Genomic DNA, 13,506 nt, shown 5'->3' with positions numbered 1-13,506 from the left:
AATAGCATGGATCAACTGCTTGACCTTGATCGCCGCCGCCTTGTGCTGGGTGGTGGTTTGCTTGCCGCCGCCAGCTTCGCTCCCAGCATTGCATGGAGCAAAGCCTTGGGAGGAAATCCCTTTACTTTGGGTGTGGCGGCCGGTGATCCATGGCCCGATGGATTTGTTATCTGGACCCGATTGGCGCTGAAACCCTTGGACGAAAATGGCGGTATGGCCATGACATCCTATCCGGTACGATATGAATTATCGTCGGATGACCAGTTTCGCACCATCGTTCGCAGCGGCGAAACCTTGGCACGGCCGGAAATGGGGCACAGCGTCCATGTGGAATTGACGGGGCTTCAGCCAGCGCGCCCTTATTGGTATCGCTTTTTTGCGGGCCATGACATGTCTGCCCAAGGCATGGCCCGCACAGCGCCCGCGCTTGGCACAGCGGTGCCGCGTGTGCGCATTGGCGTGGCGGGTTGCCAAAATTATGAACAAGGCTTGTTCACGGCCTATCGCCATTTGGCCCGCGAAGATGATGTGGACGCTGTTTTCCATTATGGTGACTATATCTACGAAGGCCGCAGCCGTGACGGCCTTTTGCGCCGTCACGCTGGCGATGAAATATATACGATCAGCGATTATCGCCGCCGCTATGCCCAATATAAAATGGATGATGATTTGCAGGCGGCCCATGCGGCGGCGGCGTTCATCATGTCCTTTGACGATCATGAAGTGGACAATGACTGGGCCGGTGACGCCGATCAGGACGGCACACCGCCGGAATTTTTCGCCTATCGCCGCGCCGCGGCGATGCAGGCATGGTATGAAAATCTGCCGGTGCGGCGCAGCCAATTGCCACGGGCGCAGCAGGTGCAAATGTATCGCCGTTTGGAATATGGCCGGACATTGCGGATGCATGTGCTTGACACCCGCCAATATCGCACCAACCAAATTTGCGCGCCCGATCGCCCAAAAAACAACAATTGTTTGGACCAACCATTGAATAGCGGCAGCATTTTGGGCGCGGCGCAGGAAAAATGGCTGGGCGATGGCCTGTCGGCGCAGCATAGCTGGAATTTGCTGGCCCAGCAGGTGATGGTTATGCCGCTGACCTATCCCGAACATCGCGCCGCTGGCCGCACCAATATGGACAGTTGGAGCGGTTATCCCGGCAGCCGCAAAAAATTGGTTCAGCAAATTGAACAGCGCAAATTGACCAATGTGGTGATTGCGACGGGCGACGTGCACGCCCATCACGCCGGATATGTGCCATCACAAGAGGGGGATGTGACCAGCCGTCCCGCCGCCGCCGAATTTGTCACGACATCGATCAGTTCGGGTGGAAATGGCCAAAGCGGGTTCCAGCGTTGGGGGAATATGGACAGCGAAAACCCCAATTGTCAGTTGAATTTGGATCAGCGCGGTTATCAGCTTTTGGATTTCCATGCCGATCATATGGCCGCCCAATTGCGGGTGGTGGACCGTGTGGACCAAGCGGATGGGGCGCTGAGCACGGCGGCGGCCTATCATCTGCCCAACAAAAAGGTGGAAATTAGCAAAATCGGCTGACGGTGGTCCATGATGTGAAATCTTAGGCATGTGTACGGGGCGACATGCCCCGTGCAAATCCGCGATAGCGGATGCTGGGCCGCGCTCTTGCCAAGGCGGTGGACGCGCTTTATCTCGTCACCTACCGCATCGGGTGCATGCAAACGCGGACACCGCCAGCAAAGAATATTTCCGTTGAGCTTTGTCCAATATCTACTTTCCCGCACCCAAAGGTCCGCCCGCCAATATGGCATCGGGGCGCGGCACCGCGCAGGGGCCATTGGGCTGGCGCTGACGATCACCGCTTTAATGCTGTTTTTGTTGATCAATTTTGGTCCGCTGCGCCCTGCTGAAAAGTCGAGCAAGCCGATCAGCGTGGTCAGCATTTCGGCCAGTCCAGCGGCCCAAGATAGCGCAAAGGACAGCCAGCCGGACCCAGCGCCCAACCAGCAACAACCGCGCGACACCCCAGAAGTTTCGCCGCAGCCGGACATGCCGACATCACCTGTGCCGCCGATTCCCACACAAACCCCGCTGCCGCCCATGCCAACGCCGCCTTTGCCGTCCACCGCGCCGCCGATATCCGCGCCCGCAACACCGAAAATTGGCGTGCGGATACGCGAAGGGGCCAGCGCGGGGCCAGCCAATCGGCAGTCCGCATCATCGGGGGACAGCGAAAGAATGGGCAATGCGCCCAATGGCGAGCCGATGTATAAAGCGGCTTGGTATCGCGAGCCGACGGACGGGGAATTGCGCGGATATTTATCCACCGCCAACAGTACGGGTTGGGGGTTGATCGCGTGCCGCACAGCGCCCGATTTTCGGGTGGAGGCCTGTGTGGCGATTGATGAATATCCGGCGGGATCGCAGATTAACCGCGCCATTTTGGCGGCGGCATGGCAATTTCGCGTGCGCCCGCCGCGTGTCGGCGGTCAATCCATGGTGGGAAGCTGGGTTGGCATTCGCATTGATTATGGCAAGGGACGCTAGGGGTCTGACCCTTGGCATCATCCCAGCCGGTCAGGCGGTTTTTACCGGTTAAGGCGTCTCGGGCTGGTCTTTTTCCGCCTTGGCCGCCGATTTCATTTGCTCCACCACCGCGTGGCAGGCCGCTTCGTCGAGGGTCTGCAAATGGGCCATGGCTTGTTTATAGGTCAGAAATTTTTGCCCATCCGCGATGATCGGGGTGGTGCGGCCATTATAGACGCGGCGTAAATATCGTTTTTCGGTGCGGCTGGGCCAGCTGGCATCATCAAGGGACATGATCCGCTTTGGACGGTGGACGGACGCGGCGCAACCCTTGGGTGCGCTGGGGCCTAGGGTGTGGGGGTGGGAGGCCGTGTGAGGGTTGGGCTTGTGCGCGTTTCTTGGCTTTTCATGGCGGGGTGCGGCTGGCAAAGGCGATGGTCTGTCTATTTTACGAAAGCTTGTCCCCATGTCATCCCATGCCGAACTGGCCATAAGATCACGGCGCGCAGCGTTTAATCATTGTTTGGCGGCGGCAGATCTTGCGGGGATTGGGCCGATTTTGGCGCAGCAGGTATTGATGGTGACGGGCACCGACAGCGGCGTTATCGCGGGACGCAAGGCGCAATTGCTGGCGTGGAAGCGCGAGTTTGCGGCGCAGGACCGCTGTATTTATACCCGCACGCCGGACCATGTGCTGGTGTCCGGCGTTGAACCCCTCGCGATGGAGGATGGACATTGGACAGGGGTGTCGGCCCTGTCAGGCGCCACATTGGCATCGGGCCGTTACAGCGCGAAGTGGCGCGAAACGGCGGCGGAATGGGTGATAGAGGCGGAGATTTATATCACCCTTGGCTGATGCCATGGCGGATGATGTGGGATGGCATTTCCCTTAAAATGTCGCGGCCAGGGCCAAAATAACCCCCGCGCCGACCAGCATTAACCCCATGACTTCGTGGGGTTTGATGCGTTCGTGCAAATAGAAATGGGCAAAGGCGATGGTAAAGATCACCTCGACCTGACCCACCACGCGCACGAGCGCGGCGGGGGCGGCGGCAAAGCCCGTATACCAGCAGGCCGAACCCAAGGCCGACAGCAAGCCCACCTGACCGGATGTGCGCCATGACCGGAAAACGGGCCCCAAAGTGGCGCGGTCGAAACAGATAATCCACGCCAGATGCAGCACGCTTTGGATCGCCATCACCACGGTCAGCGCGACAAAGGCGGACCCGACCAGATCGACGCGGGGCAGCGCCTCCGTACTATATTTGACGGCTATGGCCGTTCCCGCAAACATGGTGCCCGCGCTGATGCCATAGAGGGCGGCGGGCTGTCGCAGCGACCGCAGCCATTGTGCGGTGCTGAGCGATTGCCCGCTGGCGACAAGCGTGAACACGCCCGCCACGCCGCACAATATGCCGACCCAAGCCAAGGCGGGCAGATGATCGCCAAAGAAAAGCGCTGTCACCAAGGCGGCCTGTATCGCCTCGGTCTTGGAAAAGGCGGTGCCGACCACAAAGCCGCCATGCCCAAAGGAGGAGATGAGGAAGATCGTGCCCGCCATTTGGGTTGTCGCTGCCAAAAAAGCGAGGGCGAAGAAGCCGATGTTCATCGTCGGGATGGCCAGATTGTGCACCCAAAGCCATGCGGCGGTGATCAGCGCGGCAAATGGCAGTCCATAAAGATAGCGCACCAGACCCGCGCCGCTGACGCTGAGCTGGGACCGGATGCGTTGCTGCAACGCGGTGCGCCACGCTTGAAACAAACCACCGAGCAAGGATGCGGGAAGCCAGATGAGGTTCATGGATTCGGGCGGCTTTCGATTGTTTGACCGGTGGGTGTTGTCTGCTCGGAAATGGCTTGCCCGATTGCAAAAGGCTTGTCTATAACTTAGAAAGCTAATTATTATGATCATTCATGTTGATCATTGGGATTTGGCGATGATTTTTGCGGTGTAGGGGGCCGATTTGGCGGAGCGTTTGAAACAAGGGCAGGGCGATGTCCAACAGGGGAGCGATCTGACGAACAGCGCCCCTCAGACGCTATATGATAAAATATGGGCCGCCCATGCTGTCGCCGAAGATGACGGCGAAACCTTGCTATATATCGACCTGCATTTGCTGCACGAGGTCACGTCGCCGCAAGCTTTTGCCGGATTGAAACAAATGGGCCGACCGGTGCGCAGACCCGATCTGACCTTGGCGATGTCCGATCATGTGGTGCCAACGTCGCAGCAGGCGGCGGGCCCGCAGGGTGTGCGCGACGATCAGGCGCGGGCACAATTGTCGATGCTGATCGAAAATACCGCGCACCACGGCATTACCGTTTTTCCATTGGGCGATCCACGCAATGGCATTGTGCATATTGTCGGGCCCGAGCAAGGGCGATCACAGCCCGGCATGACCATCGTGTGCGGCGACAGCCACACATCGACCCATGGGGCTTTTGGGGCGCTGGCCTTTGGGATTGGTACATCGGAAGTGGAACATGTGCTGGCGACGCAATGTCTGCGCCAACGCAAGTCGCGCAATATGCGCATTTATGTGGACGGGCATTTGCCGCCCCATGTTCATGCCAAAGATTTGGCGCTTTATTTGTTGGGGCAAATGGGCGTGGATGCCGCGACTGGCCATGTGATTGAATATGCGGGGCCCGCCATTGCGGCGCTGAGCATGGAAGGCCGCATGACCTTGTGCAACCTGAGCATCGAAATGGGCGCACGGGCGGGATTGATTGCGCCTGACCAGCAAAGCTTTGCCTATCTAAAGGGCCGACCCGCTGCGCCAAGGGGCGCGGAATGGGACCGAAAAATGGCGCAATGGCAGCAATTGGTGACGGACCCTGATGCCGTGTTCGACACAGAGTTTCACTTTAATGCCGCCGACGTGCGCCCCACCGTCAGTTGGGGAACCAACCCGTCCCAAGTGGTGGCAGTGGACGGCGAAGTGCCTGACCCAGCCGCCATGGTCAGCGCAGAAGATCGCATAGCTGCTGAACGCGCCTTGGCCTATATGGGGCTGCGCGCAGGCCAGAGAATGTCCGACCTTCGCATTGACCGCATGTTTTTGGGAAGCTGTACCAACAGCCGAATTGAGGATTTGCGCGAAGCGGCCAAAGTTGCACAGGGACGCCGCGTGGCCCCCCATGTGCGGGCGATTATCGTGCCGGGGTCGGGGTTGGTCAAAGAACAGGCCGAAGCAGAGGGGTTGGCGCAACTATTCCGTGCTGCTGGCTTTGACTGGCGCGAGCCCGGCTGTTCCATGTGTGTGGGCATGAATGATGATCGGTTGCTAGAGGGGGAGCGCTGCGCCGCCACATCAAACCGGAATTTTGAAAATCGGCAGGGGCGCGGCGGGCGCACCCATTTGATGAGCCCTGCTTTGGCCGTCGCCAGCGCAATTGCCGGATATATTACATCGCCGGACAGGCTTCCCACAATATCGCGCGATTAAGCGCGGGCTTCGAACGCCTCCAGCGCGTCGGCATGGCGCAATGTTCGGGCGATATCATCCAATCCATGGACCAGATTGTGGCGGTCCACGTCATCGATCTGGAAATCAATGATTTCACCGGATGACAGGTGGATGGTCTGTGCGATCAGATCGACCGTCATTGGCGCATATTGGCTTTGGCCTGCAAATTCGCGCAAATGGTCACAGGTCGCGGTGGGTAGGCGAATGAGCAATAAGCCATTTTTGCGGGCGTTATTGGAGAATATATCGCCAAAGCTGGGAGCGATGATGCAGCGAAAACCATAATCGGTCAGCGCCCAGACCGCATGTTCGCGCGACGACCCGCAGCCAAAATTGCGATCCGCGATTAAAATTTGGGCCTTGCGGCAAATGGGGTGGTTCAGAATAAAATCCCCGCGTTCGCGGCCATCCGCGGTATAGCGCAGCAGCTTGAACAAATGCTGACCCATGCCGGTTCGGGTTAACCCCTTCATATATTGGGCGGATATGACCATGTCTGTGTCCACATTGGCCAGATCCAAAGGCGCGGGAACCGCATGAAGCTGGGTGAATTTTTGCATGTCGCGCCCCTTAAAAATACTTAGCTTTTTAACTATTATTGATAACTCCTATGGTCAAATGATATTGTGCATCGATGACAGAGAAGTGCGAATCGTCGCCATGTGGTATCGGGACGCCAACAGGGGATATGATTTTGACGGAACCGACCCAGCCTTTGCGGCATCCTGCGGAATATTATACGGACCCAGAAAATAGTATAGGCTATTTAGCGCGTATCGTTTTTCGGTCTTTTTCCCGTATCTTGGAACGCGGAACGATGGTTCATGACGTATCGGCGGGGCAATGGCGTTTCTTGCGGCAATTGTGGCGCGAAGACGGCATCACCCAGCGGGAGTTGAGCGAGCGTATCGGAATGCGTGAACCAACCACCGTGGTTGCGCTGAAGGGGTTGGAAAAATCGGGTTTGATCATTCGCAAGAAAACGGATGAAGATCGCCGGAAAACATTTATTTATCTGACGCCACATGCCAAAAAACTGGAATGGATATTGGCCCCGATTAACGCGGAACTGCACGAAGTGGCCACGCGCGGGATGAGCGATGAGGAAGTGGAAACGCTGCAAGTTTTGATGCGCCGCGTGATCGATAATCTGGCCGAAGATAGCGAGGGTTTGGTCAAAGATATTCCGGCCTGATCCACCCAAAAATCATTTGCATCTTGGCTTGGTTATGAAATAAATTAGAATGCTAACTAATTTATTTCATAACAAGGGGGAGCATAATGGTCGCAGTTGCCATCATCGTCGGCAGTCTACGCGAGGGGTCTTTTAATCGGGCGTTGGGCGCGGTGGCATCACAGGCTTTGCAGGCTCATGGTGCCAATGTGACATGGGTGGATTTGTCCGAATTTGATTTGCCAATATATTCGGATGCGTTGGAAAAAGGGGCGTTTCCATCTGATGCGCTGCGTTTGAAGCAGATATTTTCTGCGCAGGATGGCCTGTTATTTGTGTCGCCCGAATATAATGGCTCCATTCCATCCTTGTTGAAAAACGCCATTGATTGGGCGTCGCGTCCGACCGGCGACGAGGGGCCGGTCGCTTTGACGGCCTATCGCGGTAAAGCGGCGGCGATTATGTCGGCCTCGCTCAGTCCCTTTGGCGGGCTGCGGGGATTGGCCCATTTGCGTCAAATTTTATCCACCATCCAAATGATGGTCATTCCCGAACAAGTGCTGCTGCCCAATGCGCATATGGCGTTTGATGCGCAGGGGCAGTTGCAAGATGATCTGCCAGCCTCGCTCATTACCATGACGGCGGCGCGTTTGGTTGCGGTTGCTGCGGCGCTTAGGGCTTAATTTTGTTCATCGGGCGATATGGCGTTGTCGCCCCAATCCGCCTCCAGCAGTGATAAAAGTTGCTGGAGCCGGTCTGGGCCCAGTTTTTCGGCCAAGCGATGGCTGAGTATGTCGATGGATTGTTGAGCATCGCGCCGCATATTGGCCCCTGTTTCGGTCAGGGAAACTATCATATTTCGTCTGTCGACAGGATCGGGGGTCAGGTGAACAATGTCCAATTTGACCATCTGATTGATGGTGGTGTGAATGGCTTGGCGGGATACGCCCATATTGCGGGCGATATCCGACGGGCGCACCGTGCCGCTCAGGATGTTGATCATCACCATGGATTGTGGTCGGCTGACGTCAGGCCATCCTTTTGCCCGAAGGCGGGACTGCAACCCTTCGTCCAGCCAACAAAAACGCTGGAGTAAGGCCATGATCAAATGGTCGGTGCGCATAAACTCCGTGTCATTTTCCTGATTGTAACTGATCCTCGCGTAGCGGGTGCGGTGCATAAGTGCAAATCTGCAAATTGCGGCATGTGCGGTGTTGCATCTTGAAAATGCTTAGCATACTATGCTTCTCGAAAATGTAGGGAGAGGATTTATGGACCCCAATGGGAACGAAGGGTTGGACGCGCAATTCATTGGCCGCGTGTCCCCCACAGCGCCGCGTATTCATGCCGGTGGTCATCCGTGTCAGGGTATTTATTGGACGAAAAGCGGCACGCGGCCCAAGGTTGCGATTATCGCGACCCATTATAATGTCGATTTTTCAGAACATTATATCGCCCCCTATTTCGCGCGTCAGGGTTTTGGCTTTTTGGGCTGGAACACCCGCTATCGCGGTTTCGAAGATCAGTTTCTATTGGAACATGCCGTTTTGGACATCGGCGTTGGCATGAAGTGGTTGAAAGAAGAAGCTGGCGTCGAGGCCATTGTCATTTTGGGCAATAGCGGCGGCGGTTCCTTGATGGGGGCGTATCAGGCTGAGGCCATCGTGCCGACTTTGACCGACCGTTTGCCAAGCGTGGGCCAAGATGCCTTGGCGCAATTGGTCAAGGGCGATTTATATATCAGTTTCAACGCGCATCAGGGCCGTCCCGAGGTGATGACGGATTGGATGGACGCATCGGTTGTTGATGAAAATGATCCCGTGGCCACCATTGCGGAACTGGACCCGTTTAACCCCGACAATGGCCCGCCTTATTCGGACGCGTTTATCGCCAAATATCGCGCCGCCCAGCGTGCGCGTAACCAGCGTATCACCGATTGGGCAAAGGCCGAGCTGGCGCGATTGAACGACGCAGGCATCCCAGACCGGATTTTCCCGCTATTCCGTTTGTGGGGTGATTTGCGCTGTGTCGATCCCAGCATGGATCCGTCGGAACGCAAGCCCAATTGGTGTTATCGCGGCGTTCCCGCTGCGGCAAATCGTACGCCCAGCATTGGCCGTGCGAACACCCTGAAAACATGGCTGAATATGTGGAGCCTTGAGGCATCGCCCTGTCAGGGGCAGCCGCATTTGGCCAAGCATGACACCCCCGCTTTGGTGGTTCAAGGACTGGCCGACACCGGTGTATTCCCCAGCGATGCCCGCAAGATTTTCGACTTTTTGGGCAGCCAAGACAAGCGTTTGGAGCTGATCCCCGGCGCGCATTATTTCGAAGACAGCATCGCAGAACGCAGCAATGCCGCCGATTTGGTCGGGGCATGGATTAAGGAAAAGCTGTAGATGTCACAGGCGGGCCAACCAGCGGAGCAAATATCCGAATTGGTAACGGCGCTGCGCGTGGCCGGTCTGGTGGGTGAGGGGGATGTTAAGCTTCACCCGCTGACGGGCGGCGTGTCTTGTGATGTGTGGAAAGTCCATGGGCCGCGCGGCACGATTGTGGTGAAGCGGCCCTTGCCGCAACTGCGGGTGCAGGCGGAATGGCACGCCCCCATTGAACGCGGAATCAGCGAAATCCGCTGGTTGCGGCGGGTGCGCGCTATCCAACCCAATTTGGTGCCAGAGGTCTTGGCCGAATTGCCGGTGGGGCACGCCTTTGCCATGCGCTTCTTGCCAGATTGTCCGGTTTGGAAAGACGAACTGATGGCGGGCCATGTTGATGTGGAATTTGCCCGTCAAATGGGGACGTCCATTGCGGCTATTCATTCCGCTACCGCCAATAATGATGCCGACCGTGCTGATTTTCCCAATGACGATATGTTTTTCGCCCTGCGGGTTGACCCATTTTTGCTGCATGTCGCGCGCCAAAATCAGCTCGTCGCGTCGCAGCTCATGGCATTGGCCGATGATTTGCGGGGCCGAAAGACGGCGCTGGTGCATGGCGACATCAGCCCCAAAAATATCTTGGTTGGCCCCCATGGTCCGGTTATCTTGGACGCAGAATGCGCGGTTTATGGCGACCCAGCCTTTGATCTGGCCTTTTGTACGGCGCATTTATTGTTGAAGGCGGTGCATTTGAACAATGCAGCCCTAGGTCAAGCGGCCGATGCGCTGGTTTCGGCTTATCGTGCAGGGGTGGATTGGGAAGATCGTGACGCTGCGATGCTGCGCGCGGGCGCTTTATGCGCTGCCTTGTTGCTGGCCCGCATCGAGGGGAAATCGCCCGCCCCATATTTAACCGATACAGGACATCAAAACTATGTGCGCGGCCAAGCCACCGCGTTGATATTATCGCCGAAACCGCTGGATGCGCTGGTCGGCCAATGGAAGAGGAATGAAGCATGAGTGCGCGTATCGCTGCTGTAGTGGGTCGTCAGATTTGGGATTCGCGCGGTCGCCCGACGGTTGAAGCCGAAGTGGTGTTGGAAAATGGTGCCGTAGGACGAGCAATCGCACCGGCGGGCGCATCGCGCGGCGCGCATGAAGCGGTGGATTTGCGTGATGGCGGCAACGCCTTTGGTGGATATGGCGTGAACCGCGCTGTCGCAGGGATTGCGGCGGAAATCGCGCCAGCGTTGCTGGGCATGGATGGCCGCGACCAAGCTGGTGTCGACGCGGTGCTGGCATCCTTGGACGGAACGCCGAACAAATCCCGCTTGGGCGGCAATGCGATTGTCGCGGTATCGATGGCGGTGCTGCATGCGGCGGCGGCCTATGCACGGGCGCCCTTGTGGCAATATTTGGCCAATGGAAAATCGGTGCAATTGCCCTTGCCCGAAATTCAGATTTTTGGCGGCGGTGCCCATGCGGGCCGCCGCACCGATGTGCAAGACTTCATGGTCATGTGTCCCAATGCAGGCAGTTTCCGCCGCGCACTGGAAATCACCGACGATGTCTACCGGGCGGCTGGCCGCTTGATGGAAGAAAAAGGCCCACTGACCGGCGTGGCGGACGAAGGCGGCTGGTGGCCGAATTTTGCATCCAACGACGACGCGCTCGATATGTTGACCCGCGCCATTGATGCCAGCGGGCACCGTGCGGGCGAAGATGTGTTCATATCCTTGGACATTGCCGCCAATGAACTGGGCGATACCAATGGCTATCATCTGGCACTGGGCGATCACCGGCTGAGCAGCGATGCATGGGCGGATCATATCATCAAATGGGCAGGCCAATATCCGATTTTGTCGATCGAAGATCCGGCGGGCCAAGATGATTGGGATATGATGAGCAAGGTTACCGCCGCCATTGGGGACCATGTTCAGATTATCGGTGATGATGTGCTGGTGACCAATGCCCAGCGCGTAAAGGATGCGGCGGCGCGGAGCGTCTGCAACGCGGCGCTGATCAAAGTCAATCAGGTCGGCACCATCACCGAAGCGAAAGCGGCGCTGGACGCGGCGGCGGGCCATCAATGGGGCCGCATTGTTTCGGCACGCTCGGGGGAAAGCGAAGATGTAACCATCGCTCATCTGGCAACAGGTTGGAATGCGGGCCAATTAAAGGTTGGCAGTTTCACGCGGTCGGAACGTATGGCCAAGTGGAATGAAATGCTGCGTATCGAAGAAGCGATGGGCAATGATGCGCAATTCGCAGGCTTTGCGGCCTTTGCGCCAGCCATAGCGGCAGGCCGCGCATGATTGTTTTGCACGCCCGCCCCAGCCCCGGTTTCCGCGACGCGGTGGACAGGGTTTTTGGCAAAGACCGTGTCGTCCATGTCGATGAAGCGGCGTCCTTGGATGATGTGGCGGGCGAAATTACCGCCTTGCTGCACGTCCTAACCCCTGTGACGGCAGATTTTATCGCCAAGGCCCCCAATCTTAAGCTGATCCAGAAATTGGGCGTTGGGGTGAACACCATCGCATTGGATGCGGCCCGCGATCATGGCGTGGCGGTATGCAATATGCCCGGTACCAACAGTTCGGCGGTGGCGGAAATGGCGTTGTCGATGATGATGGCCGTGCTGCGCCGCACCTGTTTCTTTGACGCGCGAACCCGCGCAGGGGCGGGCTGGACGGCCGATCCGGCGGAATTGGATCGGGTTGGCGAAATTCGTGGCCGTACCGTGGGGCTGGTGGGCTTTGGTCATTCGGCGCAATTGCTGGCCCCTGTGCTGGCGGCAATGGGCGCAAGGGTGGTCTATACGGCCCGTAGCCAGCGTGATGTTCCTTATGAATATTGGCCGCTGGAACAGATATTGGCGGACAGTGATATTGTGTCACTGCATATGCCGCTGACCGATGAAACACGGGCCAGCATTGACCCCTTTACCATGAAACAGGGCGCGGTGCTGATCAATGTGGCGCGGGGCGAATTGGTGGATGAAGATCGGCTGATATCGGCGCTGGACAGCGGCCATTTGCGCGGCGCAGGCTTGGATGTGTTTGCAGAGGAACCCTTGCCCGCCGATCACCCCTTGCTGGGTCAGCCCAACATTGTTTTGGCCCCGCATATTGCATGGTTGACCCCCGAAACGCTGGAACGCAGCTTGGACGTTGCGCAGGATAATTGCCGCCGGATGCAGGCGGGCGAAGATTTGCTCTTTCAGGTGGTGTGATATGGCGGACCCAGTTGTTTTGATCACGGGTCAGTTGCTGACCGACGCGGTATGGCAAGATGTCGGCGCGGCATGGGCGGGGCGCGGCGTGATGATGGCGGACCACCGCCAAGATGACCGTATCGAAGATTTCGCCCAGCGCGTGCTGGACAATGCGCCGCCGACATTTGTGTTGGTGGGCCATGCGATGGGCGGCTTCATTGCCTTTGACATCATGCGCCGCGCGCCGCAGCGGGTCAGCAAATTGGTGCTGATATCGACGCTGGCATCCGCCGATGGCCCCGCCCAAACAGCGCGCCGTCAAGGCTATATAGATTTGGTCGAGGCCGGACAGTTTGACCAAGTGGTTGAGGAACGGATTCCCTTGCTGTTCCCGCCCGAAAAGCGTCAGGATGAACGGCTGATTGGGTTGGCGCGGCGCATGGCGTCCGACACAGGGGCCAGTGCTTTTCTGGCCCAGCAGCGGGCGATTATGGCACGGATCGACAGCAGGCCGGACCTGCACAAAATCACCGTCCCGACCTTGCTGATTTGGGGTGAGCAGGACGGCATCACCAGCCGCGCCCACCACGAAGAAATTGCAGCAGAAATCGCAGGAGCCGAATTTGTGACCTTGCCCAATATTGGTCATTTGCCGACCATAGAGGCCCCACGAGAAACAGCGCAAATCATCGCGAATTTTATCGCCGAATGAGACGGGCCGCTGCGTCGCCCCGCAGCGGCTTATTTGACTAGCCAAGA

General features: G+C 57.7%; 15 protein-coding genes. 11 read left to right on the top strand and 4 right to left on the bottom strand.

Features of this window, described 5'->3' with window-relative positions; translation table 11 throughout:
- The first annotated feature begins 6 nt into the window (after window positions 1-6).
- Both LKO31_RS08605 and LKO31_RS08600 read left to right on the top strand, forming a co-directional pair.
- Window positions 7-1,560: an alkaline phosphatase D family protein gene (locus LKO31_RS08605; protein ID WP_227689883.1), complete on the top strand. Its 1,554-nt coding sequence runs from the start codon at window positions 7-9 to the stop codon at window positions 1,558-1,560.
- Window positions 1,561-1,734: 174 nt separating this feature from the next.
- Window positions 1,735-2,529 carry a hypothetical protein gene (locus LKO31_RS08600; RefSeq protein ID WP_227689882.1) on the top strand — a complete coding sequence of 265 codons (795 nt, stop codon included), beginning with the start codon at window positions 1,735-1,737 and terminating at the stop codon, window positions 2,527-2,529.
- A gap of 48 nt (window positions 2,530-2,577) precedes the next feature.
- On the opposite strand, the gene LKO31_RS08595 is transcribed toward LKO31_RS08600, so the two are convergent.
- Window positions 2,578-2,802, bottom strand: coding sequence for a hypothetical protein (locus tag LKO31_RS08595; protein ID WP_227689881.1), 225 nt, complete (start codon window positions 2,800-2,802; stop codon window positions 2,578-2,580).
- A 172-nt stretch (window positions 2,803-2,974) separates the two neighbouring features.
- On the opposite strand from LKO31_RS08595, the gene LKO31_RS08590 reads away from it, so the two are divergent.
- On the top strand, window positions 2,975-3,364 hold the full coding sequence (locus LKO31_RS08590; protein ID WP_227689880.1) for a nuclear transport factor 2 family protein: 390 nt from the start codon (window positions 2,975-2,977) through the stop codon (window positions 3,362-3,364).
- 33 nt (window positions 3,365-3,397) lie between these two features.
- Here LKO31_RS08590 and LKO31_RS08585 read toward each other — a convergent pair whose 3' ends face one another.
- The gene (locus LKO31_RS08585; RefSeq protein WP_227689879.1) at window positions 3,398-4,309 is read right to left on the bottom strand and encodes a DMT family transporter; all 912 of its coding nucleotides are present in this window, start codon (window positions 4,307-4,309) and stop codon (window positions 3,398-3,400) included.
- Between the two features lie 214 nt (window positions 4,310-4,523).
- On the opposite strand from LKO31_RS08585, the gene leuC reads away from it, so the two are divergent.
- A complete protein-coding gene (gene leuC / locus LKO31_RS08580; protein WP_227690585.1) occupies window positions 4,524-5,957 on the top strand; it encodes a 3-isopropylmalate dehydratase large subunit in 1,434 nt (477 codons plus the stop codon).
- Here the strand turns inward: leuC and leuD are convergent.
- A complete protein-coding gene (gene leuD, locus LKO31_RS08575) occupies window positions 5,954-6,538 on the bottom strand; it encodes a 3-isopropylmalate dehydratase small subunit (RefSeq protein WP_227689878.1) in 585 nt (194 codons plus the stop codon). The two genes, leuC and leuD, sit on opposite strands and share 4 nt — an antisense overlap.
- Window positions 6,539-6,672: 134 nt before the next feature.
- On the opposite strand from leuD, the gene LKO31_RS08570 reads away from it, so the two are divergent.
- Both LKO31_RS08570 and LKO31_RS08565 read left to right on the top strand, forming a co-directional pair.
- Window positions 6,673-7,173: a MarR family winged helix-turn-helix transcriptional regulator gene (locus LKO31_RS08570; RefSeq protein ID WP_227689877.1), complete on the top strand. Its 501-nt coding sequence runs from the start codon at window positions 6,673-6,675 to the stop codon at window positions 7,171-7,173.
- Between the two features lie 86 nt (window positions 7,174-7,259).
- On the top strand, window positions 7,260-7,835 hold the full coding sequence (locus LKO31_RS08565; RefSeq protein WP_227689876.1) for an NADPH-dependent FMN reductase: 576 nt from the start codon (window positions 7,260-7,262) through the stop codon (window positions 7,833-7,835).
- On the opposite strand, the gene LKO31_RS08560 is transcribed toward LKO31_RS08565, so the two are convergent.
- Window positions 7,832-8,332, bottom strand: a complete 501-nt coding sequence (locus tag LKO31_RS08560) for a MarR family winged helix-turn-helix transcriptional regulator (RefSeq protein WP_227689875.1) — start codon at window positions 8,330-8,332, stop codon at window positions 7,832-7,834. The two genes, LKO31_RS08565 and LKO31_RS08560, sit on opposite strands and share 4 nt — an antisense overlap.
- A 91-nt stretch (window positions 8,333-8,423) precedes the next feature.
- Between LKO31_RS08560 and LKO31_RS08555 the strand changes: the two genes are divergently transcribed.
- Genes LKO31_RS08555 through LKO31_RS08535 form a run of 5 tightly spaced genes read left to right on the top strand, consistent with a single transcriptional unit; the run spans window position 8,424 to window position 13,459 of the window.
- The gene (locus LKO31_RS08555; protein WP_227689874.1) at window positions 8,424-9,551 is read left to right on the top strand and encodes an alpha/beta hydrolase; all 1,128 of its coding nucleotides are present in this window, start codon (window positions 8,424-8,426) and stop codon (window positions 9,549-9,551) included.
- A complete protein-coding gene (locus LKO31_RS08550; protein ID WP_227689873.1) occupies window positions 9,552-10,553 on the top strand; it encodes a phosphotransferase family protein in 1,002 nt (333 codons plus the stop codon).
- Window positions 10,550-11,848, top strand: coding sequence for a phosphopyruvate hydratase (gene eno, locus LKO31_RS08545; protein WP_227689872.1), 1,299 nt, complete (start codon window positions 10,550-10,552; stop codon window positions 11,846-11,848). The genes LKO31_RS08550 and eno overlap by 4 nt, the downstream gene beginning before the upstream one ends.
- The gene (locus LKO31_RS08540) at window positions 11,845-12,765 is read left to right on the top strand and encodes a 2-hydroxyacid dehydrogenase (protein WP_227689871.1); all 921 of its coding nucleotides are present in this window, start codon (window positions 11,845-11,847) and stop codon (window positions 12,763-12,765) included. Before eno ends, LKO31_RS08540 begins: the two co-directional genes overlap by 4 nt.
- 1 nt (window position 12,766) lies before the next feature.
- The gene (locus LKO31_RS08535; protein WP_227689870.1) at window positions 12,767-13,459 is read left to right on the top strand and encodes an alpha/beta fold hydrolase; all 693 of its coding nucleotides are present in this window, start codon (window positions 12,767-12,769) and stop codon (window positions 13,457-13,459) included.
- The last annotated feature ends 47 nt before the right edge of the window (window positions 13,460-13,506 follow it).

Origin of the sequence: Sphingopyxis yananensis, assembly GCF_020687785.1 — a bacterium.
Lineage (GTDB): Bacteria > Pseudomonadota > Alphaproteobacteria > Sphingomonadales > Sphingomonadaceae > Sphingopyxis > Sphingopyxis yananensis.
This window is presented reverse-complemented; position numbering and strand designations above follow the sequence as displayed.

Excerpts from the sequence above, each read along its gene's own strand:
- leuD (WP_227689878.1), bottom strand. The coding sequence starts at position 6,538 with ATGCAAAAATTCACCCAGCTTCATGCGGTTCCCGCGCCTTTGGATCTG.
- LKO31_RS08605 (WP_227689883.1), top strand. The coding sequence starts at position 7 with ATGGATCAACTGCTTGACCTTGATCGCCGCCGCCTTGTGCTGGGTGGT.
- LKO31_RS08550 (WP_227689873.1), top strand. The coding sequence starts at position 9,552 with ATGTCACAGGCGGGCCAACCAGCGGAGCAAATATCCGAATTGGTAACG.
- eno (WP_227689872.1), top strand. The coding sequence starts at position 10,550 with ATGAGTGCGCGTATCGCTGCTGTAGTGGGTCGTCAGATTTGGGATTCG.
- LKO31_RS08535 (WP_227689870.1), top strand. The coding sequence starts at position 12,767 with ATGGCGGACCCAGTTGTTTTGATCACGGGTCAGTTGCTGACCGACGCG.
- LKO31_RS08555 (WP_227689874.1), top strand. The coding sequence starts at position 8,424 with ATGGACCCCAATGGGAACGAAGGGTTGGACGCGCAATTCATTGGCCGC.
- LKO31_RS08595 (WP_227689881.1), bottom strand. The coding sequence starts at position 2,802 with ATGTCCCTTGATGATGCCAGCTGGCCCAGCCGCACCGAAAAACGATAT.
- LKO31_RS08590 (WP_227689880.1), top strand. The coding sequence starts at position 2,975 with ATGTCATCCCATGCCGAACTGGCCATAAGATCACGGCGCGCAGCGTTT.
- LKO31_RS08565 (WP_227689876.1), top strand. The coding sequence starts at position 7,260 with ATGGTCGCAGTTGCCATCATCGTCGGCAGTCTACGCGAGGGGTCTTTT.
- LKO31_RS08560 (WP_227689875.1), bottom strand. The coding sequence starts at position 8,332 with ATGCACCGCACCCGCTACGCGAGGATCAGTTACAATCAGGAAAATGAC.
- LKO31_RS08585 (WP_227689879.1), bottom strand. The coding sequence starts at position 4,309 with ATGAACCTCATCTGGCTTCCCGCATCCTTGCTCGGTGGTTTGTTTCAA.
- LKO31_RS08540 (WP_227689871.1), top strand. The coding sequence starts at position 11,845 with ATGATTGTTTTGCACGCCCGCCCCAGCCCCGGTTTCCGCGACGCGGTG.